The following is a 24,023-nucleotide window of genomic DNA, read 5'->3' on the forward strand; positions in this document are numbered from 1 at the left end:
TTTTTCGTCACCTCATCAATTATTTTTGTTTTGTACTTACTCAACAATCGCCATGATATCTTTTCCAGAGACGATCAAATATTCTGTTCCTTCAAATTTCACTTCTGTACCGGCATATTTTTCAAACATTACTTGGTCGCCTACTTTAATAGCTGCAGGAACTTTTTCGCCGTTTTCTAGCAAACGTCCCTCACCCACTGCTACAACTGTTCCAGTTTGAGGTTTCTCTTTCGCTGATGAAGCTAAAACGATTCCTCCAACAGTTTTTTCTTCTTCTTGCGCGACTTCAATGATGACGCGATCACCTAATGGTTTTAACACGATAAATCCCTCCGATAACTCTTTTTTTGAATCCATTAGCACTCTATCACATCGAGTGCTAACCTACATTTTTAATAATACTCATTCTCCTATTCTTTTGCAAGCTTTTTAAATCATAGAAAAAAATTTTTTAAAGAAGGTTGTGAAAGAAGCGCTCAACACTGAGTAATAAGACAAGAAAATCAAAAATGGCTTTTTCATTTTGGATTTTTTTGACTTATTACTGAAGTGTTGCTTCTTGAACACCGTTTATTAGGTTGTGAAAAAGCCGATCAGCTCCAAGTATTAAGACAAAATTTGAGATAATAGCTTCTCATATTTTTTCAAGTTTTGACTTAATATTGAAGGAGCTGGCTTTTGAACACCGTTTATCATAGGTTGTGAAAGAAGCGCTTTGACCTGAGCAGTAAGATGGAAAATCAGAAAATAGCTCCTCCTATTTTTTGATTTTCTAGCTTAATGTTGAAGGTCAGCTTCTTAAACACCGTTTATCTAGGTTGTGAAAGAAGCGCTCAGCACTGAGTAATAAGACAGAAAAATCAAAAATGGCTTTTTCATTTTGGATTTTTTTGACTTATTATTGAAGTGTTGCTTCTTGAACACCGTTTATTAGGTTGTGAAAAATCCGATCAATACTAACTGATCAGAGAAACATCTTGATATGGTATAATGAATAATGGATAGTGTTTAGTAACACAGAAGTTGATTAAGCTACTAAGTTTCTTCACTTAACGTTCAACGAAAGGTTTCTTTTCCTATATTATTAGAGCAAGAAAGAAAGTTATACTTGGCTTTTCACTTAGCTCAAGGAGGTTTCATATGTCATTAAAAAAATATAGCTTTTTTAGCATTTTTTGTTACGGGCTAGTATTTGTCTCGCCTTTACTTCTGACATCTGTCGGACTTGTAAATTCAACGTCAGGTTTGATTAATGCGACAACAGTTGCGTATATCTTAGGTGCAATCATTCTGTGGTTCTTGTACTTCAAACATAAAGAACCAATCGAAATCGAAGCAAACGTACCGGTTGCTTCTCGCTCGAAAATCATTTTATACGGAGTCGTTGGTATCTTTATCGCTCTGATTTTACAAAGTATTGCGGTTATGATCGAGAGTTTCTTTTTTGGAGAAGTCTCTCCATCTGAAAATACGCAAAATATTATCCAACTGATTTTAGATACTCCTGCTTTTATTATTGCTACAACTATTGCCGGACCAATCATGGAAGAATTTGTATTTCGTCGGAGTATTCTTGGCATCGTTGGTCACTATACCAACTTTTGGGTAGGTGCAAGTGTTAGTTCCTTGCTCTTTGCATTAGCACACAATGATGGGCATTTACTCGTCTACTTCTTTTTAGGATTTTTCTTTAGTTTACTATACCGATCCACTGGGCGGATCTGGGCACCAATGATCACCCATATTGGTATGAACACTCTAGTTGTCATTGTACAATTGGCATTGCAACAAGGTTTACTGTAATATAATAAAAAAGCCTGTGACTTTCATCATCAGGCACTCCCTATAATAAAATAAATAGCATTCAGGAGGTAACTCCTTACGAAAAAAGCGGTAAAGCCCAAAAATTCCTTCAAATTTTCGGACTTTACTGCTTATTTTTATGAGCCAATCACTTCCGTCACAACTGATTGATCAAATTGAAAATAATTCTGTTGCAGCATCCGGGTCAGTGTCGTACACATTGAAATCATATCCCACACCTAGATCTTTTTCCTTAAGAATATTTTCCATAGTCAAATGGGCCAATTCTTTCATATTGTTTTCTTTACTTAAATGGCCTAAATAGATTCGTTTTGTACGATCGCCAATTACATCAGTCATCACTAACGCACCATCTTCATTCGATAAATGACCACGATCGCCTAAAATACGTTGTTTCAAATTCCAAGGATAAGGCCCCATACGCAACATCTCTAGATCATGATTGCTTTCCATCAAGTACCCATCAGCATTTTCAATGATCCCTCGCATATGATCACTACAATAACCTGTATCCGTCAGCATGACAAATGAACGATTCTCTTTGTGGAAACGATAAAACTGTGGTGCAGCTGCATCATGAGAAACACCAAAACTCTCGATATCTAAATCGCCAAACGTTTGGACTTTCCCCATCTGAAATAAATGTTTTTGTTCAATTGGGACATTTCCGATCATCGGAGCCATTGCTTCCCATGTTTTTTCATTTGCATAGATATCTAAATGGTACTTACGCGCCAAAACACCGACCCCATGAATGTGATCTCGATGTTCATGTGTCACAAGAATACCGTCTAATTGATCGGGCGTCCGACCGATTTGTGCCATTAAGGAAGTAATTTTTTTCCCACTCAGTCCTGCATCTACCAGAAGTCGCTTTTTGTCACTCTCGATATATAATGAGTTTCCTGAACTCCCACTTGCAAGGATACTGATTTTAAAAGCTGTATTTCCTTCAGCCATTTTACTACTACTTCCCTTCTTACTTTGTAAACTTTTTTCATTATACCTACTTTTTTAATGATCTTCCACCTTTGGGATCGAATTATTTGTAATAATCGTATTACTAAATGCGTTGACCGTTTCGATCTGATAAGTCTTATCCGGCGTTTCAATTGCGACATACCACACTGGTACATACACATTTTTCTCTCGTACTTTCAAAATACGAGAATAAGCCAGCTGACGCCAAAGGATATTGGATCCTCGAGAGATTTTATTATTTACATACAATGTATTAATAGCTTCTTCTTCCGTATGCAATTCTGTTTTTTCTCGCAACTGTTCAATATTCGTTAAATGGGTTTGAGTATACTTCAAAATGCGATACTCATCCCCCTTTTTTTCGAGGGAGAAAATAAGTTTAGCTGTATCATCATAGAATGGCAATCCTTCATACGTTTGGCTCGCTGTGATTTCAGGAGAATCACCTTCTAATACAGAGAAATTTTTCATATAGATATACTCATTACCAAATAAAACATCTTCCTCGTTATCCAAAAAGTCATTGAGTGAACTTGCTATACGATTTGGATCAAGGACTTTGCTTTCAGATTCAGAGTCCGATAACGTTTTAGTCAATATATTATCATTGATGGAAACTCCACTCTCTAATAAACCACGTCGATTATTATCTTGGCGATACTTGAACAACGTTTGACTCAGTTCCGTTTCTTCCGCACTTAAATAGTAGCCTTGCTTACTTTCAGAAGAGAAATCACCCGTATAAGTAATATCATCATTTGCTAACCGTTTTTTGATTGATTCTGTCTGATCTGAGCGTATTACCGTATGCTCTTGGTTGATCGATTCATGATAACTACTAAATAAAAAAACATTCAATCCTAGAAAGGCGACGAAGAAAATCCATTCAATTTTTTTGAAATCCATAGTTACTCCGCCTCCTTCTCAGGTAGTTTGGTCAATAATTCATTTGCAGAATACCATTCTCCTTGATATTTCACATACCACTCTGGGAATAGATCAACCACCCGATTCGTTTCTTCGATGTTTTGCCATGTATAGCCAACAATAATCAACTCGATTTTCGATTCTTCTGCCCCATTATCTACTAATTCCTGATATACATCGTCGGTGCTAGGCAACTCAACTTCTTCATCTGAAGGAATCGGAACTTGGATAGTATTTAAACTCGTTTGGATACTTACTTGATTATTCACTTGCTCATTACCGATTTCGATTCCAACTTTTCCTTTACTGTCTGAACCAAATACGGGAAATCCTTCTACAAAAATACGATAATCGATTGTATTCTTATTACGATCAAAATATCGAACATTGCCTAACGCGCCACCTAGTTTGCTGACATAAGGAAAACTGTCCGTAAAAATATTGTTTGGTTCATCAATCGTCGGTAAATCTCCTCTAAAATCGACGATCTGATTTTCTGAATGGATCGTCATTGTTTCATTGCCATCATAAAAAATCAATTCCGTACTTTCATCATTGTTTTTAACCGCATCTGGCTGGGAAAAAAAAGCATTCCGAAAGACGGTGTATGGTTGCTGAGATAAGATATAACTGTATTTTTTTAGTTTCATTGGTTCTTTGATACTGTGCTGTGTTTCAATACTTTCTGGCGTTCTGAATACAGGTGTCCAGTTGACATCTGAAGAATTCAAATCATGTTCTATTTCTTTCCAATCCATCGATAGACTGGCTTCGTAAATCGTCCGCTGATCATAATCAATAAAACTAACTTTTTCGTCTTTTAGATTAAATTGGACACTCGTAAAATAGACATCTTCATTTTGGACTGAACCTAGATCAATATTCAAACCAAATGCTTTCACATAGCCACTGAGTAGATAAGGTGCGTTATAAGAGAATTCGATTCCTTCATTGAGAGACTTCTTTTGATTGAACTTCTCTTGGTCTGCTTCCACGACTTCTGTCAGCTTGCCAAAACGAGCACCTTCGATCAACCCATGTATTTGAGAAATCAGGTTCTCACTATTCGTTTCTTTCACTGTATCGGTTTGAAACCATGTGAGGTGTAAAGGCAAATAAATTTCTGATGCTTTACGATAGCTTTGTGATTCAATCACTTGTGAATTGCTCTCTTCTAAGTTGATTGAAGTTTTCCCTGCTGGACTCAACCAAATTGCATAAGAGAAGTACAGGCTTAATGCAACCATCAAGATCAAACCAATTCGTATAAATTTTTCAGAAATCTTCATTCCCACCATTCCTCCTCATACGGTTCATAAGGTAAAGAAATATAGAAGGTTGAACCTTGTCCCTCCTTACTTTCTGCCCAGATTGCGCCACGATGTGCTTTCACTACTTCGCGAGAGATTGCTAAGCCTAATCCTGTTCCACCTTGCGCTCTAGCTCTTGCTTTATCCACTCGATAAAAACGTTCAAATACACGATTCAAATCTTTTTTAGGGATACCTAGCCCTTGGTCTGTAATACTTAAAATCACATTGTTATGTGTTTCAAGCAACCGGCAGGTGATTGCTCCCCCATCGGGTGAATATTTGATTGCATTGTTCATGATATTGTCAATAACTTGGATGATTTTATCTGTGTCGATCTCGACCCACAGATCTCGTTGCGTAAATTCTCGACGGATCGTATAATTTTTTTCTTGATTACCAACCATCATATCAAAACGATCTAACACAAAATTAACGAGTTCATTAAAATTGACATATTCTAATTGTAATTGAGTATTCCCCGTATCCATGCGAGATAGGTTCAGTAGATCATTGATCATGCGGATCATACGATCGGTCTCATCTAAGGTCACTTTTAGAAAGTTCGGTGCGACTTCCTCGTCCTTCCAAGCACCCTCACTCAGTGCTTCGATATAGCTACGCATACTTGTTAACGGCGTACGCAACTCATGGGAAACGTTCGATACGAACTCACGACGTTCCCGTTCTGTTTTCTCTTGTTCCGTTACATCATGTAAAACTGCAACCAACCCACTGATAAAGCCAGATTCTCGACGAATCATCGAAAAATCGACGCGTAAAATCATCTGGTCAGCTTCTCTCGCTCCAGTGGATCGATCTAAAATCATTTCATTCGGATCTTCTAACAGTTTTCGTAACGTGTATTCTTCTTCAATTGCTAAAAGAGTCAAGATTGACTGTCCGATTGCTTCTTCTTTTTTCAAGTCTAATAATGAGACAGCCATATCATTGATCGTAATGATCTTCCCACGACGATCGGTTGCAATAACACCATCTGTCATATGTGACAAGACGCTGTCTAACCGATTTCGTTCAGCTTCCATCGTATCTTGCGCTTCCTCGATCCGTTCTGCTAGTTGGTTGAACGTTTCAGCCAACTGACCTAATTCATCTTGACCATGGACCTTTACTTTACGGCTATAATCACCACGCGCAATGCGGATCGCTTGCTCACGCATCTCACCGATCGGTTGCGTAATGGAACGTGCGACCAGAACAGACACAACCATTGAGATAAATGCTGCAATTAACGAAGCCGTAAAGAAAATCAGTGCTGTATTATTGATTTCTGAATATTTTTGTTCGATATCACTTTTGACGTAAAGAGCCCCGATGACGGCGTCGCCGGTCGGGGACAAAATCGGTTGAATATTGATATTTACTCGTTTTCCGTCATCATCTAATGCGACATATCGTTTGGTTGTAAAATCATTCATATCGACGTAATCATTCTTTTTGCCGACTGAACCTTGTTCGCTTACCTCTGTCGTTGCTCGAATGATGCCTTTTTCATCCACGACACGGATCTCAATGATATCACTTGAAGCACTGGTCTCAATAAAACGCTTGATATTCCCATTGACATCATCGATAGTCGCACTTTCATTGCCTTTCCCATTCAGTTCTGGACTGATCGTTGTCGCTAATGTTTCGACTGTTTGGTTCATATCTTTGATAAAGGTATTGATCGTTGAACGTTCCAATCCTCTAATAAAATATGCACCTATAATTTCAATTGAGATCAGTAAAATCAAAATAAATGTAATCGCTATTTTGAAGTTTACTGATCGAAAAAAACGGACTTTTCCTTTCATCCAATTACTCCTGTTCTTGATTACGCAAGTAATACCCTACGCCTCGGCGTGTAACTAAATAGCTAGGATGACTTGGATTATCCTCGATTTTTTCACGCAAACGACGAACGGTCACGTCTACTGTACGAACATCACCAAAATAATCATAGCCCCAAACGGTTTGTAACAAATGTTCCCGTGTCATGACTTGACCAATGTGTTTTGCTAAATAAAAGAGCAGTTCAAACTCACGGTGAGTCAATTCAATCGTTTCGCCACGTTTCGTCACCATATACGCATCTGGATGGATCGTTAAGTCCCCAATGATCAGTTCAGAAGGTGTGACTTCTTCCACTTCTTTGGTAGCAGAAGCGCCACGTCGAAGATTTGCTTTCACACGTGCCACTAATTCACGATTAGAGAACGGTTTGGTCACATAATCATCTGCTCCCAGTTCCAAGCCTAACACTTTATCGATTTCAGAATCCTTAGCTGTCACCATGATGATCGGCATATCAAACGTTTTTCGTACTTCACGAGCCACTTCTAAGCCATCCATTTTTGGTAACATCAAATCTAGTAAAATCAAATCAGGTTCCACTTCGGCTACTTTTGCTAAAGCTTCTTCCCCATCATATGCTGTATAGACGTCATAGCCTTCTTTTGCTAAGTTAAATTTGACGATATCCGAAATCGGTTTTTCGTCGTCGACAACTAGTATTTTTTTCATAAAGAGCCACCTCTTAGTTAGTATTGTCATTCTGTTCTATTATACCGCATTTCTTATCAGGTTTCATCTTTCTTAAAAAATAGCACGTTATTAATAAAAATCTCCTTACAGGAAACACTGATATAGATAAAAATAAACCGCTAACTCGTCAAAGTTCCAGCGGTTTATCTTTGTTTCGTTTATCCATGATCCACATCAGATAAATCTGAATAATTGTTTTACCCGAGAAAAAACACTACTTCAATTATTGAGAGTCACCAGAAAACATGCCAGTGATCGAATCCCATATGCCACTAAAGAACCCTTTGATATTTTCCCAAAGCCCTTTTGATTTTTCTTGAATTTGCTTGCTCGCCTCAGTCAAGTCTAATTCTTTCACGAAGTCTTCAAAAATATTTTTATCTTTCATTTCACTCATCAACGAAGTTATTTCTGTGACTTGATCGCTTGTCATTACATCTTCTAGTCCATTATCCTTTAGAGCTTTTTCTACTGTCGTTTGAATATCCGCTTGTGTCAGTTCTTTGCCGTCAGCAGTCTTAGCTGCTAACTCTTCTTTCGCTTGCTCCTGAGCTTTATTTAATGCTTCATCGGAATAGCCATCTTTGTCTTTGTTTTCTTCTGTGATAGAGGATAACACATCCATTTCATTTTGAGCGACTGATACTCTATCCTGATTGATGATTCCACCAGATTCTTCAACGATTTTGTACACACCAGCTAAAGCACCTGAACCATCGATTGGTACTGCAGATGCGACCGTCAATTTTGCATCGGTGATCCCAGCTGTTAACGCTGCATTTTGATATTGAGCGGCTGTGATTCGTGTGATATTTTCTGGTGTCGCGATATCAACAGTGATCCCTTCGCCTTCAGCGAGCGTCTGCATACGTACAGAACTGTAAACTGCCCAGTCTTTGGTAAATCCACCGTCAGGAATATAGGACATCAAGTCTGTACCGGACGTTTTATAGATCGGTGTTTCTCCTTTGATCCCTAATTTATCTAATGTATAAGTTTCTTGTTCTTTCGTTAACGCATTACCGATTGCTACTGCATTGATCTGTAATCGTTCACTAGAGCTGGTTGTCGTTGTTGAATCGGAAGAATCCGTAGCAACTGTCGAGTCGACCGTTCCTGAAATTGGGACAATACTTTGCGTTGTTGCTGTCTCGTCTGCTAATACGATTGGTGTTGCTAGTAAAACTTGGCTTGAGACCAAGAGAGTGGCAATAAGTTTTGTTTTCTTCATACATAACCTCCATGTAGCTGTTTTCTGTTTTAAACATTGTACTATAAGGTCTATAAGATAACCTACGCCTCAAGGCTGATTTGAAAAGAATCTTATACTATCTTTTAAGATTACGAGTGTTTTCTTAGCTATTCCAAACTTTTTAGACTTTATCTTTCATCAAAAAGCCCAACCTCCGAATGTATCCGAGTGTTGGGCTATCTCCTTATTCTTCTAAGTTTCCTAGTTTCCCATTTGTATGAATCGATTTTTAATAGCGTAATTGTAATAGGATCGGCGATTGATTTTCTAATACTTCTGTTTCGGCAAAGATAACTTCTCCTCCGTAACGCATGACTTCATAAATGATTTCATTGACGATATCTTCGACGTAGCCTTCGTCACTCGGTGAGATATCTACTAATTTGACTTGATGATCTCTAATCACCGCCTCTTGATAGTAAGCGTGACCCACAATCAATTTTTGCCCTTTTCCTTTAATTACTTGTCTGTAGATGTTGGCTACATCACGCTCTATACGCCCTTGGTTTTCCATTCCTACTATAGTGTGTAGTATCGTCTCTTTTTGATGACGAATGTATTCGTGAATCACCTGATTTGCTTGCTCTCCTATTGCCAACTCATTTTCGCCACTATCAACTGTAAAGTTCCCATAGATTTCTCCAACAATCCGTTCATCTTTATGTGAAATCTGTTTATATGTCGCAATATTTTCTGTTGTTCCAGCTAAAATGATCGGGTGTGGATGACGATTCAAATAAGGTTGTAACTCAGAATCAATCCATTTGAAGAACTCTTTTTTGTAATTCGTTTGAACACTTCCCATTGAATTCAATACGCGGTCTTTTGTCCAGTAGCCTTTATTCCTGATTGGGAAATGTGCGTCTTTCACTTCTTGTATCAGCGTATCATCTACATATTCTAGTAGACGTGAACAATCCATCCCAATCGTTAACACATAATAATGGTTCATTTTACTTTCACTTCGTAAGATTTCTTTTGTATGGAAATACGCATCAATAACAAATTGACTCTCCAACACAAATGGTACTTCGATTTGTTCATTGACGCTTGGCGAAATAAAATAGACAATGCTTCCTCTTTTATGCGTAGGTTGAAAGTCTTTTAACACTTGATCGATTTTACGAATCATTGTTTTCGCCGCTGTTCCTTCCCTTTTTTCCAACTCTAAAATAATCTGTTTTACTAGATTTTTTAACACTAGTTTATATTTTTCAGCACTTTTTTCGTCATTTGGCATCCCTAACATGATCGTTACCGCTGGATTTTCTCTGTGGGCACTTAATTCTAAATAATTCATTTTTAAACTCCTTCTTTCTACCTAAAAATAAACTGGCATAGTGATCAATCGATATGGTCCGCATTTCTATGCCTACTTTAATGATATTGGTTAGAGCGATTCTAAGGTCAACCTAATTTTTTATACCAAATCAAAAATGCCGGAATAGTGTTTTTTCTTCTCCAAAAACTCTTGAAGCATGTTCCATTAAATTCAAAAATTAAATTTCCCCATAAAAAATCCCGCCCCAGAGAAGTCAGACGAATATCTAACTTCTAAAGAGCGGAATTCTATTTGCAATTCTTTTAGTGTCCACTATTTTTTTCTAATTATTTTAGATAAAAAATAATGCTGTTCTTTGATGATCACTTCGCTTCGATCATATTATGCTTCAAGTATTTGCACACCGATCCCTAATAAACCTGGGCCAGTATGGACAACCAATGCCGGTGAGATTTGTCCAAAATAAATCTCTTGGACATTAGGGAATTCACGTTCAAAACGAGCCTTCATTTCAATTGCTTCTTCTTCCGCCGCACCATGTGCGACTGCCAAGTTGAAGACTTTTGCATCCCCGACAGCTTCTTTCACATAGGACATTGTCTTGTCTAAACTTTTCTTTCTGCCTCGTGCTTTACCTACTGTATAATAGATGCCCTCTTCATTACAAGAGATGATAGGATTCAATTTTAAGGCATTTCCTAAAATTGAGGCAACTAGACCGATACGTCCGCCTTTTTGCAGGTATTCAAGTGTTGCTACATTGAAAAAGACTTTCGTGCGTTCAGCTAATGCAACTAATTCATCGATCAGCGTGTCCCATTCCATGCCATCTTCGATCCATTTTGCGGCTTGGATTGCTGTAAAACCGGCGCCAATACCAATATTTTTAGTATCTAATACATGTGTTTGGATTCCTTCTTGTTCTTGTGCGACAAGACGAACCACATTATTCGTCCCGCTCAAACCACTTGAAATAGTGATTGCTAGAACTTTATCATAGCCATCATTTTTGATTTGATCAAAAATCTTAGTGATTGATTCTCCATCAGGTAACGAGGTACCCGGAATTTCCTCAGGTAAACGCTTATAAATCTCTTCAGGAGTAATATCGACTTTATCTGTATATTCTCTATCTTTATAAATGATTTTCAAAGGGATCACATAAATATTGTACATATCGATGATTTCTTGTGGCACATCTGTTCCTGAGTCTACTAAAATCGCAATCTTATTCTTCATTTTCTTTCTCCTTTTTTGCCTCTTGTAAATATTCGCTTTCTAAACTGATCGTTTTTTCTGCTAGTAGCTTCATTGCAAAAGAAATCGTCGCTGAACGTACAGCAACATATTCTAATGGAAGTTCTTGATTCAATAATTGTTCATGTTGTTTTCCTTGGGCTAATTGACTGACCATTCGTACCGCATTTTCTTGTTCATCACAAAAAAGATTGTATGCTTCACGGATGCCCACTGTTTTTCCTTGAAACAAAATTCCTTCTTTGATTTCAGGAATCGTCAACACTTGTTTAAGCGTTGTGATAGCAATCAGAAATGCCACATGTTGTTTGTTGTATCGCTTTTTGATTGGCGCCGGTACTAAACCTAGTTTCACATAATTATTAACCATTGAAGAAGTTAACAAAGGATGTTTTTCTCCTTGGATAACTGGTGATAAATGACGATCTACTAGTGTCTTGACTTGATCCATGTATAGCTCCAAGTCTGGAAGTTCTTCCCAATGTGGTAAACGAAACGTTTCGATACTGACAGCCCAATCAATTAATTGCTGGCGCATTTTTTCCATTATGAAAGCTCCTTTAATGTTCTCATTAATATCTTATCAAAGTTTTCAAAAACATTCAATCTAGTTACTCAAACTAGATAAATTAATAACAAAATCAAACACCAATAACAAGTGTTTAAATGCGGTTTGTTCTAGATTCTTCTGGGAATAAAAAAAGACCCGCCATTTTCATGACGGGAAAAGGAGTAAAAAAATGAAAAAGTGTTATGGGTTGTTCTTTTGCAAGAACTTTGTTGGTTGGGATACATTTATCATAACGGTCATTTATGAATAAACTATGAATGAATTTCTAGGAAGTAGTAAAGTTTTCGTAGATTTTTTATTGTACGTGCCTTGCATTTTAAAATGCTTAGTGCTACTATAATAAAGTACTTTTTCATATGGGCCGTTAGCTCAGTTGGTAGAGCAGCTGACTCTTAATCAGCGGGTCGCGGGTTCGAGCCCCTCACGGCCCATTGGGTGCCAAACCCACGTCACCAGTACACTCTTGGCTACTTCGGTAGTTTGGAAAAGAGTGTGCGTGGTGGCATTTTTTTGTGCTTGGAAAACTTCAAGCCTTCAAAAGTACTAACAAAATAGTTCTATAACTATTGTTTATAATCATTCGTGTCTTCTTTTACGAACCCTCCAACATTGTCAGATCATTTCTTTGCTCTTTTTTCCTTTTAAATGATTTATATAAATCAATAGAAGCCCTACAGCTATAAATGCTGAACTAACAAGAAACATATTTTGTAAGGATAACGACCTCATTAATATTTTATTAATTAATAAAATGCTAATCACACCAATCTCTGTTACAAAAGAAATCGTTGCTAAAATAGAAGATTTTTTTTCTTCATAAGTGATGATCTCGCTTTCCAACGTAAGTATCGAGCTACTAACAATTCCAATACATACCTCAACAAGAGCAAAAAGCACGATAGAAAGCCAACGGTTTTCAAGAATACCCATTCCAAACAAGGAGAATGATAAGATGTACAGTGTACCAATCAGTATCCTATTATTTGATTTAATACTTTTCGTTAATTGTGAATAGATCTCACTTCCCAAGACGACAGAAATCATACTTAATGTGAATACTGTGGATAGGTTGAAATTCAGACTATTAACATAAAAGATCGACCAATAAACTAAAACAAATTGTGTTGCCCCTTCAAAACATAACGAAATAAATATCGCGTATAAAACATTTTTCTTGAGTAAAAAAGAAATATCTATGGATTTAAGTTTACGTTTTTTATGTATTCTGGGATTTAAATTAGAAAAATCATTATATTTGATCCAGCCATAAATAAACAGCGGATAGCAAAGCAAGCCTATAATGGAGAAATATAAGGGAAATTGATTATCGATTTGAAAAAGCGAAGTACCGATGTTCCCTCCCGCTAGAGTTGCAATATTTTGCAATGCCGTTCTTCTCCCCATTACTTTCTTCTCAAGTCTGATATTATAATGATTCTCCAAGTCATTTGTATATGCTAGTACTGCCCCTGAGTTCATAGCTAATCCTATACCATAAAGAAATTCAGCTAATGAAAATCCAATAAGATCGTTTGAAAATAAAATAATACAAAAACTAGATGCAATCACTACTGAAGAAATAATAATGATTTTTACTCTTCCAATTTTATCTGCCAAATATCCTGCTGGTAATAAACCCAGTAAAATCCCTATATTTTGAAAACTCTTTATAAGACTGATATTGTTATCTATCACACCAAAATTTGAGTAATAGAGAGAAAAAATCCCTGACATTGAGCTTCTAAACAGGGTAAAAAACAGCGTGAAAACAATGAATGTAATGGCTATTCTCTTTTTATTCTCCATGCGTCAACTCTCCATATTCATGCTCACTAGCACACCGATAACTAAACTCGCCATTATAGTAAGGGATAGATTTAAGTAGTCACTGGATTGATTTAAATAAACTTCACTATCATTTATGTCTTCCATACCACAAGCTCCTTTCAATTTTAAACAAAAAACCGGCCTAATATTAGCCAGATGTCATCTCCTAAAATTAGATAAACATCAAACAATGTGAGAAAACCTTTTGGATCTGTCGTTTGTTCTTTGAAACTGCCCCCTTTCTTCGTGATCTATCCAATCAATTAACTATGGCAGCATCTCAAATTGAATAAATACATTATAACGTAAGATTTTATATATTTTGCAGCTTTCTTCCAACACTTTTATTTTTATAGCTGAACAAAAATCTTTATCCGCTAACAGGTGGTCATATCTGTCAGTAGTGATACAATGATTGTATCTACCCTATTTTCTCAATTTACCTCTTATCGGTTGATTTAGTAAAATTTGTATATTTTAATGAGTACATAGCAAAGGAGCGATTTTATGAATTGGTTTGAACAATATAAACAAGACTTTGGGTTTAAAAGCAACTACCAATTGAGTAAGAAAACTGGGATCACCGCTAGTAGCTTTACACGTCTAAATCAATCAGATGACTGGAACAGTGTAAAATTTGGCACAATGATCTTATTAGCTCATGCAGCTGATTTATCACTTGATGGATTCGTTGATTATTTACAAACAAAAAAAGAGTCTTCTGCCAATTAAATGGTTGAAGGCTCTTTCTCTGACATCAACTCACTGGGTTTTCATGCTTGTAAAGCAATCATTTTTTTGATGGTATGGAGCACCGCATCTTCATCATTCGACTTTGTCACAAATTGTGCAACTTCTTTGATTTGCTCAAAGGCATTGCTCATCGCAAAGCTGTAAGCGGTACATTCTAATAATTCGACATCATTTAGACCATCGCCAAATGCCATGGTTTCTTCTGGTGTGACGTGGAGGATTCTTTGCAATTCTGTCACTGTTGTTCCTTTATGGACATTAAGATTTGAGATATCGATCCAAGCGACTTCTGAAGCAACGATATAGGCTTGGTTTTTTAAATTTTTCCAATTGTTTGACATGTTCAAAACAGTTTTATTTGCGGATCAAACACGGTGATAAAAAAAAATGACTTTACCGAAACAGTTTTTGTTTCAGTAAAGTCGATTTTTTTTATTTATTTAGTTTTTCCAACTAGCAACTTTTTCTTGGTTCTTATCGATCCATTCTCTTGCTGCTTGTTGTGGGTCTTTGCCGCTGTTGATTTCCAACATGACTTCTTCCATGTCTTTTTCTGTCCAATTGAATTTGTCCAACACAGCGTATGCTTCTGGTTGATCTTCTTTTAAGCCTTGGCGGACGATCGTGTGGATCTCTTCCGCATCTCCCATCGCATTTTTTGGATCTTCTAGATATTTCAAGTCATACTTCGCAAACATCCAGTGTGGCGTCCAACCAGTAAAGACGATTGGTTCTTGATTTTTGATTGCTTGTCCTAATGCAACCGTCATCGCACCTGAAGAAGAGGTCTCAACTGTCCAACCCTCAAGATTTGGATATTGGGCAATCGTATTTTCTGCGGCATTCACCACACCTGCACCAGGTTCGATACCGGTGATTTTTTTGCCTGCTTCATCGGTTAGATCCGCGATCGAATTAACATCCATGTATGTTGGAACAGCTAACCCGACTTTGGCACCTTTCAAGTTTGCACCTAGATCATCGACTTGATCTTTGTATTGTTCATATTGAGAACCATGAGTCTTAGGTAACCAAGCAGCCACCATTCCATCTGATTCTCCTTTTGCAACGGATTCCCACATGATCGAATTATCAAGAGGCGTCACTTTCACATCATAGCCCATCTCTTTTAAGACTTCTGCTACGACATTTGTTGAAGCAACTTCTGTATCCCATTCCACATAAGAAAGATTGATCGTGTTTGTTTCTTTTGTTGAAGAACTAAAACTTCCAACACCGATCGCACCTAATAAAACAACGACTACTGCACCAATGATCACTCCTTGGCGCTTTTTATTTTTTTGTTTCGCAGTACCTGCTGCTTTTTGATCATTTGGTTGATTCAAGTGTTGCGTAAAACGGTCAATGATAATGGCTAAGATCACCAATGCTACCCCATTGACAAAACCATTTCCGACTTGTGCACGTTGTAAAGCAGAAAGGACACCACGACCTAAACCAGGCGCTCCGATCATTGAGGCAATCACGACCATTGAAAGAGAAAGCATAGTTGTCTGATTGATCCCTGCCATGATCGTTCCTTTTGCTAGTGGTAATTCAAGTTTCACTAGTTTTTGCCAACTCGTACTACCAAATGAATCAGACGCTTCTACTAACTCTTTCGGTACTTGGCGAATACCTAGGTTCGTAAAGCGAACAGTTGGTGGTAAGGCAAAAATCACTGAGGCAAACACCCCTGGAACCATACCAATTCCGAAAAAGGCAACCGCTGGAATCAAATAAACAAAACCAGGCATTGTTTGCATAAAGTCAAGGATCGGTTTAATGATTCCTTGCGCTTTATCATTTTTTGCCATGAGAATACCAAGAGGTACACCAATGATGATCGAGATCACACTCGATAGTAAAACCAATGTGACAGTATTCATCAAATCTGTCCATAGCCCTTGATTATAAATGAACCATAAGCCAATCAACGTAAATAATGTCAATCCGGGACGTTTTTTTGAAATAAAGAACGCTGCAACTGCCATTAAAAGAATAAATAGTGGTGCTGGTATCACTAATAAAAGATTCGTGATAGCTGTCATCACTGCTTGACCAATCGTTTGAAGGAATGAGAACAGTCCTGCGAACGTTGTTGTCAACCAATCAGTGATCGTTTCGACCCAGTCAGCGACGGGTATTTGATAGTTCAATAGATTATTCATGTTCGCTCACCTCACTTGTTGCTGCTAATGCTTCGATTACGCTACCTCGGATAATAACGCCTTTTAATTTCCCGTTATCAACCACGGCTAATGGAGTCGGCGAATCATAAATAATATTGAAAATATCACTAACTAACATATCTTTACCGATCACGGTAACATTTTCATCAAGGAAATCGATCAATGGACGTTTTTGACGTCTTGCTTCTAATGCTTGATCTGCTGTAATGATCCCTTTTAAGTTACGTTTTCTATCAACAGCCATCAACATGCTGACTTCTTCATTACGCATACGTGTCAATGCAACGTTTGGACCATCTGATTCGATGTTTGTTGTTAGTGCAGGAACCATGATGTTTTGCGCCGTCAAGACTTTCGAGCGATCGACTTCTTCAACGAATTCTCTCACGTAATCATTGGCTGGATTAGTCAAGATTTCTTCCCCAGTACCGATTTGCATGATTTCTCCGTCTTTCATCAATGCAATGCGATCCCCGATACGCAATGCTTCATTTAAATCATGTGTGATGAAGATGATCGTTTTTTGCACATTGGATTGTAGTTCCAATAATTCATCTTGCATTTCACGACGAATCAATGGATCAAGTGCTGAGAAAGCCTCATCCATCAATAGGATCTCTGGATCATTTGCCAATGCTCGGGCTAACCCTACACGTTGTTGCATCCCACCAGATAATTGACTAGGATATTGATCTTTAAAGGATAACAAGCTTGAGTTCTCTAACGCTTTTTCTGCTTTCGCTTGACGTTCTTCTTTAGGAACACCGCGAACTTCAAGACCGTATTCTGTATTTTCTAAAATCGTACGATGTGGGAATAGACCGAAGTTTTGGAACACCATGTTGATTTTGTGACGACGAACTTCGCGAAGTTCTTCTTTGCTAAGTGTTGAGATGTCTTCTCCATCAATCAAGATATTGCCAGATGTTGGTTCAATCAAACGATTCAATAGACGGATCAAGGTTGATTTCCCACTCCCCGAAAGTCCCATGATCACGAAGATCTCACCTTCTTGTACATCAAAACTCGCTTCATATACACCGACAGTTGCGCCGGTTTTTTGTAAAATCTCTGTTTTCGATTGGTGCTTTTTCATCATTTCCAAAGCAGTTTGTGTTCGTTTACCAAATATTTTCGTTAAGTTTTTTACTTCTACTTTTACCAAACAAATTCTCCTTTGTATGTAAATTCATTTTTCTTTCTGAAAAAAGTGACCACACTACGATAACATCATGTAGTCACTTTGTCAAAATCCAAGTATCTGTATTATTAGGGAAACTACACAAAAAAATGGTCAATCCCTTATCAGTATAGGGATTGACCAAAATTAGAATTAAATGAGATTTTTCTTATCCGCTCGTTCACTGTCCATCTGGATAAAAAAAGTTTGTCATTCGTTGCAGCGTATACTCGTTCCCAATAAAGTGGACAGTATCCCCCGCTGAAAATTTAGCATACGGACCAGGCGAGACCAACAGTTCTTGATCGTGGGAAATTGCAATCACTGTTGCACCAGTGGCTTGCCAAATATTCAATTCGCTGATGGATTGGTTTAAGTGAGCCGCTTCCTCTGTCAAAGCAAGTTCAAAAGGCAGAAGTGGGTTCATCTTATGTATTCGTTTCGTTTGACTCACCAGTTGATCCAATAGTTGTGAAAAATGGTTCAATTCTTCTTGTTGTTTTTTCACGCTTTCCATGATTTCTGCTTTTGTTTCTTGGATCGATTGCACATCTTGGTATTGTAAAAGGAAATCCTTTGCTTTTTCTTTAGATGCTACAAACGCACCACTGCCATGACGGACTTCCATGATCCCCAGATCGACCAAAACATTGATTGCTTTACGAGTCGTCTCTGGCGAAGCGTTATACGTGCTTGCTAAAGTGGATCTTGCATGGATCTTCTCGCCGATTTGATAACGATTTTCTACGATTCGTTCAGCCAAATCAACAGCGATCTGTTGATAACGTGGGCGAACCAGTTTGGTTTTTTCACTCATTTTATTCTTCCTCTTTCATCTACTTGTCAGCTAACATCTTACTATGGACGCTTCAAAGAAGCAAAAGTAAACTGGTTTTATTTTTTTCTTCTATACAAGAAATCCGGTAGTTATCAGTTGATTTCCCAAACTAAACAGTTCGTATCACTCACTTCGAGAATAAAGCGACAACCACGAAAATCAAAAAATTTTCGTGGTTGTCTTTTTGTTTCTTGCGCTAAAAAACAAATTTCATTTAACTTGTAAATTTTTTCAAATAGTCACTACTTACATCAAAATGACGGCTAGGAAATTCTGGGAAATAAAGATCACTTGCCCACTGCCAAGCTGCTGTATCTGTATGCAAAGGATTTTTATCAGAAGGATCGTAGGGCCACTGTGCAACCCAACAATTTTCTTTTCCTAGACGTGTCATATCCAATTTGTTTTCGGTGAACCAAGAAGCACTCGAATAATGGACGACGTTTTGATAGCCCCCCTGTTGGATCGCTTTTTGGAAAACCAATGCATTATCTGTCACTTTGTCCACGTTCATCTTTGGATTTTCGCTATCGTTGACAACAACAGTTGACGATGGCAGGTTCAACTCTTTCATATAATCCAATAAAAACTGAGCTTCCCCTTTTGTGTCAGCTTCTTCATTGAACCACGCATAATGATAGACACTTACTTTTAGGCCTGCCGCAACGGCTGAAGCAATCTGTTCAGGAGCAAGCGGATTTTTATACGAGTCTCCTTCAGTCAATTTTATGACTACCCCTTTAATGCCGTAGTTTTTCATCGTTTGAAATTCTTCACTCGATATCTTGCCATTATTGGAAGATATGTCAATAAAATCTTTAGCTGGTCTGCCTGGTTCTGCAGCGGAGATTCCTGAATCGTCTGTCAGACTTCGAGTGAATGACTCTGAGAATTGGCTGCTGCTACCTAACACATGTTGATTTTTTTCAGTAATCGTAGGTTTGATTGGAATCGAAGTTGCCTGTACTGTTCCTCCAACGTAAACTAGTAAAGTAAAACAAATAACACCTACCCATTTGACCATTGTACGCATCCTGGATCGCTTCCTTTTATTGAATTTTCAAAGCATCAACAAGACGTCCTGTTGGCTCTATTTAAACAAAAATCTAGGAATAAAAAAACAGATAACATGACAATTAACCAATTTTTAAACATAACATTGTTATTAAAAATTTAAAAAATATTGTTAGTTCAATTTTTACAACATTTATCATCTTACTACTATATATAGTGAGCACTCTTTTGACTTTTGCTATTTTGATTCGGGTTTCTCTTTTCGATGATCCTTAGACACTTCATGATCATTTTTCGTTTTGTGAAAAAATTTCTATCTCTAAATGTATAAATACCTTTTTCTTCTGGTTTTGATCTGCATTTATTTCTCTTCTTCTTTCCATCATTTTGCATACCTTTTTCGTTTGTGATTTTTCGATCGAACATTCATTTATTGGCAAGCAAAGGTTAAAAAAATATTTTTTAACGGAGTTTTCCACAAGCATTTCTGTATTAATACAAGCGAATCTGCACGAGATACTTGTTTTCATTGTTTTTCAAAAACCACAAAACATAGTATTCCACAATTTCCACAACACAAGATGTAGTGTTTGTTGATTGACTTTTTTACTAATAGATTTATACTATTGATTATAGAGAAAACACACGAGCAAGGAGGCAAATAATAATGAACGTAAAAATCTTTTCAAAAAATAATTGTATGCAATGTAAAATGGTGAAACGCTTTTTAGCTGAAAATAAAATCGAGTTTGAAGAAGTAAATATCGACGAGCAACCTGAAGCAATCTCATGGTTAAAAGACCAAGGATTCCAAAGTGTTCCGGTCATCACTTCAGACGCAGCGACTGTCATTGGTTTCAGACCAGATCAACTACGTCACTTAGCTAGCTAAGAATCATTCAAACAGTTGTCAAATAGATCGAGGATTTACTTGATCCTCTGCCACCATGGATTTGATGGACTTACGGATATTGTCCGTAACCTCCCCAAATCCTTTTTTACAGCAATGAACACCACTATATCTTGTGGTCAAACACGTATCATCAAAATCAAAAAGAAGGTTGGGCGTATGTATGAGTCTTAAAAATCTAAAAGATGTCAGCTACTTTAAGCTGAACAATGAAATCAATCGACCAGTCAACGGGCAAATCCCTTTAAATAAAGATAAAGAAGCTTTAGCTGCTTTTTTTGAAGAAAATGTCAAACCAAATACGATGACGTTTCCAACAGTGATCGACAAAATCCAGTATTTGATCGACAACCAATATTTAGAAGCAGAGTTCATTCAATTATATAGTAGTGAATTTATTGAAAAACTTTATCAATTCCTATTCGAACAAAACTTTACATTTAAATCATTCATGGCAGCCTATAAGTTCTACTCTCAATATGCGTTAAAAACAAATGATGGTTCTGCCTACTTGGAATCTTATGAAGATCGTGTCGCATTCAATGCGTTGTACTTTGCGAATGGCGACGAAGAACTAGCCTTAGCTTTAGCTGATGAAATGATCCACCAACGTTATCAACCAGCAACCCCTTCATTTTTGAATGCTGGACGTAAACGTCGTGGTGAACTTGTTTCTTGTTTCTTGACTCAAGTAACGGATGATATGAATTCGATCGGTCGTTCGATTAACTCTGCCTTACAACTTTCACGAATCGGTGGTGGTGTTGGGATCACACTTTCTAACTTACGTGAAGCCGGAGCGCCGATCAAAGGATACGAAGGTGCAGCTAGCGGTGTTGTTCCAGTCATGAAATTGTTTGAAGATAGCTTTAGTTATTCGAACCAATTAGGACAACGTCAAGGTGCGGGTGTCGTTTATTTAAACGTCTTCCACCCAGACATCATGATGTTCCTTTCAGCAAAAAAAGAAAATGCAGACGAAAAGATTCGCGTGAAGACTTTATCACTTGGTGTGATCGTCCCAGATAAATTCTATGAATTAGCACGTAAAAACCAAGAAATGTATCTATTCAGTCCTTATAGTGTGGAAAAAGAATATGGTGTGCCATTTTCTTACGTAGATATCACTGCGGAATATGACAATTTAGTCGCAAATCCAAATATCCGTAAACAAAAAATCAAAGCCCGTGATTTAGAAAACGAGATCTCTAAATTACAACAAGAGTCTGGTTATCCGTATATCATCAATATTGATACGGCAAATCGTGAAAATCCTGTAGACGGTAAAATCATCATGAGTAACTTATGTTCTGAGATTTTACAAGTACAGACACCTTCTGTCATCAACGGCAAGCAAGAATATGAAGAACTAGGAACAGATATCTCATGTAACTTAGGTTCTACAAACATCGTCAATTTGATGGATAGCCCTGACTTTGGTCGTTCTGTCCGCACGATGACTCGTGCATTGACGTATATCACAGATGCTTCGGATATTGACGTGGTTCCACCGATCCAAAACGGAAACAAATTGAATCATACGATCGGACTTGGTGCCATGGGACTTCATACTTATTTTGCCAAAGAGCAAATGGAATATGGTTCCGAAGATTCACTTGATTTTACCAATGTTTATTTCATGTTGTTGAATTACTGGACACTTGTTGAAAGTAACAATATCGCACGTGAGAGAAAACAAGTCTTCCATAATTTTGAAAAATCAGCTTATGCAGACGGCACTTATTTTGATAAATATGTCACTGGCGAATTCCAACCAAAATCTGAACGAGTTGCTGCTTTGTTTGATGGTATCTTTATTCCGACTGCCCAAGACTGGGAAAACTTGAAGCAAGCAATCATGAAAGATGGTTTGTATCACCAAAATCGTTTAGCTGTAGCACCTAATGGTTCTATTTCTTATATCAATGATACTAGTGCAAGTATCCATCCGATCACTCGTATGATCGAAGAACGCCAAGAAAAGAAAATTGGGAAAATCTATTACCCAGCGCCTTATTTATCAAATGAAACAATCCCGTATTACACTTCTGCTTATGATATGGATATGCGTAAAGTGATCGATATTTATGCCACAGCACAAAAACATGTGGATCAAGGAATGAGTATGACGTTGTTTATGCGTTCAGAAATCCCAGAAGGTTTGTACGAATGGAAAGAAACGACAAAACAATCCACACGTGATCTAAATATTCTAAGACACTATGCTTTCCACAAAGGAATCAAATCGATTTATTATGTACGTACGTTTACAGACGATGCAGAAGAAATCGGCAGCAACCAATGTGAAAGCTGTGTAATCTAATTTCACTTAGTGATAGAACCGTTACTGGATTTTAATAAAGGAGCATTCTCATGTCAGAAACTTATTATGCAGCGATAAACTGGAATGAAATTGAAGATATCATTGATAAATCGACTTGGGAGAAATTAACTGAGCAATTTTGGTTAGACACACGTATCCCTTTGTCAAATGACTTAGACGACTGGCGTACGCTTTCCCAATTAGAAAAAGATACAGTTGGTCACGTATTTGGTGGATTGACTTTACTTGATACCGTTCAATCAGAAAGCGGGATGGATCAATTACGTAAAGATGTCCGCACGCCCCATGAAGAAGCGGTATTGAACAATATCCAATTTATGGAGTCTGTCCATGCGAAAAGTTACTCTTCGATCTTCAGTACATTGAATACGAAAAAAGAAATCGAAGAAATCTTTGAATGGACGAATACGAATCCTTATCTACAGAAAAAAGCGGAGCGTATCAATGAGATCTACAAAAACGGTACGCCGTTAGAGAAAAAAATTGCGAGTGTCTTTTTAGAAACCTTCTTATTTTACTCAGGATTCTATACACCACTTTATTATTTAGGAAATAATAAATTAGCCAATGTGGCAGAGATCATCAAGTTGATCATTCGTGACGAATCTGTCCATGGCACGTATATTGGCTATAAATTCCAACTAGGTTACAACGAATTACCTGAAGAAGAACAAGAAACATTGAAAGACTGGATGTATAATTTGTTATATGAATTATACGAAAACGAAGAGCGCTACACAGAAGAATTGTATGATCCAATCGGTTGGACGGAAGAAGTCAAAACATTCTTACGCTACAATGCAAATAAAGCATTGATGAATCTAGGAATGGACCCACTATTCCCTGATACAGCAAATGATGTCAACCCGATCGTGATGAATGGGATCTCTACTGGTACAAGTAACCACGATTTCTTCTCTCAAGTCGGAAACGGCTACCTATTAGGTAACGTAGAAGCGATGAAAGATGAAGATTACTTGATTGGTTTAGACTAAACGAAAAAGAGCTTGGATA

20 protein-coding genes, 1 tRNA gene and 1 pseudogene are annotated in these 24,023 nt (G+C 37.4%); 6 read left to right on the forward strand and 16 right to left on the reverse strand.

Annotation, left to right across the window (positions count from 1 at the left end; genetic code table 11):
• Positions 1–36: 36 nt before the first annotated feature.
• Positions 37–321, reverse strand: a complete 285-nt coding sequence (groES, locus tag IGI79_RS11640; protein WP_019723198.1) for a co-chaperone GroES — start codon at positions 319–321, stop codon at positions 37–39.
• Positions 322–1,140: 819 nt separating this feature from the next.
• Here groES and IGI79_RS11645 point away from each other — a divergent pair.
• Entirely contained in the window at positions 1,141–1,803 is a 663-nt protein-coding gene (locus IGI79_RS11645) for a CPBP family intramembrane glutamic endopeptidase (protein ID WP_065096053.1), read from the forward strand.
• A 171-nt stretch (positions 1,804–1,974) separates the two neighbouring features.
• Here IGI79_RS11645 and IGI79_RS11650 read toward each other — a convergent pair whose 3' ends face one another.
• The 9 genes from IGI79_RS11650 to IGI79_RS11690 form a co-directional block, all read right to left on the reverse strand.
• Positions 1,975–2,784, reverse strand: coding sequence for an MBL fold metallo-hydrolase (locus IGI79_RS11650; RefSeq protein WP_010736688.1), 810 nt, complete (start codon positions 2,782–2,784; stop codon positions 1,975–1,977).
• 54 nt (positions 2,785–2,838) lie between these two features.
• Complete coding sequence (locus IGI79_RS11655) at positions 2,839–3,711, reverse strand: two-component system regulatory protein YycI (protein ID WP_010736689.1); 873 nt, start codon at positions 3,709–3,711, stop codon at positions 2,839–2,841.
• A 2-nt stretch (positions 3,712–3,713) separates the two neighbouring features.
• The gene (locus tag IGI79_RS11660; RefSeq protein ID WP_438846008.1) at positions 3,714–5,021 is read right to left on the reverse strand and encodes a YycH family regulatory protein; all 1,308 of its coding nucleotides are present in this window, start codon (positions 5,019–5,021) and stop codon (positions 3,714–3,716) included.
• Positions 5,018–6,859, reverse strand: coding sequence for a cell wall metabolism sensor histidine kinase WalK (gene walK / locus IGI79_RS11665; protein WP_010736691.1), 1,842 nt, complete (start codon positions 6,857–6,859; stop codon positions 5,018–5,020). The genes IGI79_RS11660 and walK overlap by 4 nt, the downstream gene beginning before the upstream one ends.
• A 4-nt stretch (positions 6,860–6,863) precedes the next feature.
• Positions 6,864–7,568, reverse strand: coding sequence for a response regulator YycF (gene yycF / locus IGI79_RS11670; protein WP_019723593.1), 705 nt, complete (start codon positions 7,566–7,568; stop codon positions 6,864–6,866).
• Between the two features lie 244 nt (positions 7,569–7,812).
• Positions 7,813–8,820 (reverse strand): DUF1002 domain-containing protein, encoded by a 1,008-nt coding sequence (locus IGI79_RS11675; RefSeq protein ID WP_074799383.1) that lies wholly within the window; start codon positions 8,818–8,820, stop codon positions 7,813–7,815.
• Positions 8,821–9,070: 250 nt separating this feature from the next.
• Positions 9,071–10,141 carry a baeRF3 domain-containing protein gene (locus IGI79_RS11680; protein ID WP_438846009.1) on the reverse strand — a complete coding sequence of 357 codons (1,071 nt, stop codon included), beginning with the start codon at positions 10,139–10,141 and terminating at the stop codon, positions 9,071–9,073.
• Between the two features lie 363 nt (positions 10,142–10,504).
• The gene (locus IGI79_RS11685; protein WP_438846010.1) at positions 10,505–11,362 is read right to left on the reverse strand and encodes a DegV family protein; all 858 of its coding nucleotides are present in this window, start codon (positions 11,360–11,362) and stop codon (positions 10,505–10,507) included.
• Positions 11,352–11,927 (reverse strand): DUF1836 domain-containing protein, encoded by a 576-nt coding sequence (locus IGI79_RS11690; protein ID WP_108145440.1) that lies wholly within the window; start codon positions 11,925–11,927, stop codon positions 11,352–11,354. The genes IGI79_RS11685 and IGI79_RS11690 overlap by 11 nt, the downstream gene beginning before the upstream one ends.
• A gap of 382 nt (positions 11,928–12,309) precedes the next feature.
• On the opposite strand from IGI79_RS11690, the gene IGI79_RS11695 reads away from it, so the two are divergent.
• Positions 12,310–12,382 (forward strand) — tRNA-Lys (locus IGI79_RS11695).
• Between the two features lie 181 nt (positions 12,383–12,563).
• Here the strand turns inward: IGI79_RS11695 and IGI79_RS11700 are convergent.
• Positions 12,564–13,757, reverse strand: coding sequence for an MFS transporter (locus tag IGI79_RS11700; RefSeq protein WP_108145441.1), 1,194 nt, complete (start codon positions 13,755–13,757; stop codon positions 12,564–12,566).
• 528 nt (positions 13,758–14,285) lie between these two features.
• On the opposite strand from IGI79_RS11700, the gene IGI79_RS11705 reads away from it, so the two are divergent.
• Entirely contained in the window at positions 14,286–14,510 is a 225-nt protein-coding gene (locus tag IGI79_RS11705) for a hypothetical protein (RefSeq protein WP_019723088.1), read from the forward strand.
• A gap of 41 nt (positions 14,511–14,551) precedes the next feature.
• Here the strand turns inward: IGI79_RS11705 and IGI79_RS11710 are convergent.
• The 5 genes and pseudogenes from IGI79_RS11710 to IGI79_RS11730 form a co-directional block, all read right to left on the reverse strand.
• A pseudogene (locus IGI79_RS11710) lies at positions 14,552–14,925 on the reverse strand (HAD hydrolase family protein); the annotation flags it as partial.
• Positions 14,926–14,971: 46 nt separating this feature from the next.
• Positions 14,972–16,702 (reverse strand): ABC transporter permease/substrate binding protein, encoded by a 1,731-nt coding sequence (locus IGI79_RS11715; RefSeq protein WP_104775722.1) that lies wholly within the window; start codon positions 16,700–16,702, stop codon positions 14,972–14,974.
• The gene (locus IGI79_RS11720; RefSeq protein WP_019723090.1) at positions 16,695–17,888 is read right to left on the reverse strand and encodes a quaternary amine ABC transporter ATP-binding protein; all 1,194 of its coding nucleotides are present in this window, start codon (positions 17,886–17,888) and stop codon (positions 16,695–16,697) included. The genes IGI79_RS11715 and IGI79_RS11720 overlap by 8 nt, the downstream gene beginning before the upstream one ends.
• 196 nt (positions 17,889–18,084) lie before the next feature.
• Positions 18,085–18,720, reverse strand: coding sequence for a GntR family transcriptional regulator (locus tag IGI79_RS11725; RefSeq protein ID WP_010734320.1), 636 nt, complete (start codon positions 18,718–18,720; stop codon positions 18,085–18,087).
• Positions 18,721–18,955: 235 nt separating this feature from the next.
• Positions 18,956–19,774: a GH25 family lysozyme gene (locus IGI79_RS11730; protein WP_438846011.1), complete on the reverse strand. Its 819-nt coding sequence runs from the start codon at positions 19,772–19,774 to the stop codon at positions 18,956–18,958.
• A 648-nt stretch (positions 19,775–20,422) separates the two neighbouring features.
• On the opposite strand from IGI79_RS11730, the gene nrdH reads away from it, so the two are divergent.
• The 3 genes from nrdH (at position 20,423) to nrdF (ending at position 24,004) form a co-directional block, all read left to right on the forward strand.
• Positions 20,423–20,647, forward strand: a complete 225-nt coding sequence (gene nrdH, locus IGI79_RS11735; RefSeq protein ID WP_019723093.1) for a glutaredoxin-like protein NrdH — start codon at positions 20,423–20,425, stop codon at positions 20,645–20,647.
• 181 nt (positions 20,648–20,828) lie between these two features.
• On the forward strand, positions 20,829–22,988 hold the full coding sequence (nrdE, locus tag IGI79_RS11740; RefSeq protein WP_066025561.1) for a class 1b ribonucleoside-diphosphate reductase subunit alpha: 2,160 nt from the start codon (positions 20,829–20,831) through the stop codon (positions 22,986–22,988).
• A 50-nt stretch (positions 22,989–23,038) separates the two neighbouring features.
• Positions 23,039–24,004 (forward strand): class 1b ribonucleoside-diphosphate reductase subunit beta, encoded by a 966-nt coding sequence (gene nrdF, locus IGI79_RS11745; protein WP_010734316.1) that lies wholly within the window; start codon positions 23,039–23,041, stop codon positions 24,002–24,004.
• Positions 24,005–24,023: the final 19 nt, after the last annotated feature.

It is taken from the genome of Enterococcus sp. AZ084 (assembly GCF_051714905.1).
Classification (GTDB): domain Bacteria; phylum Bacillota; class Bacilli; order Lactobacillales; family Enterococcaceae; genus Enterococcus_B; species Enterococcus_B pernyi.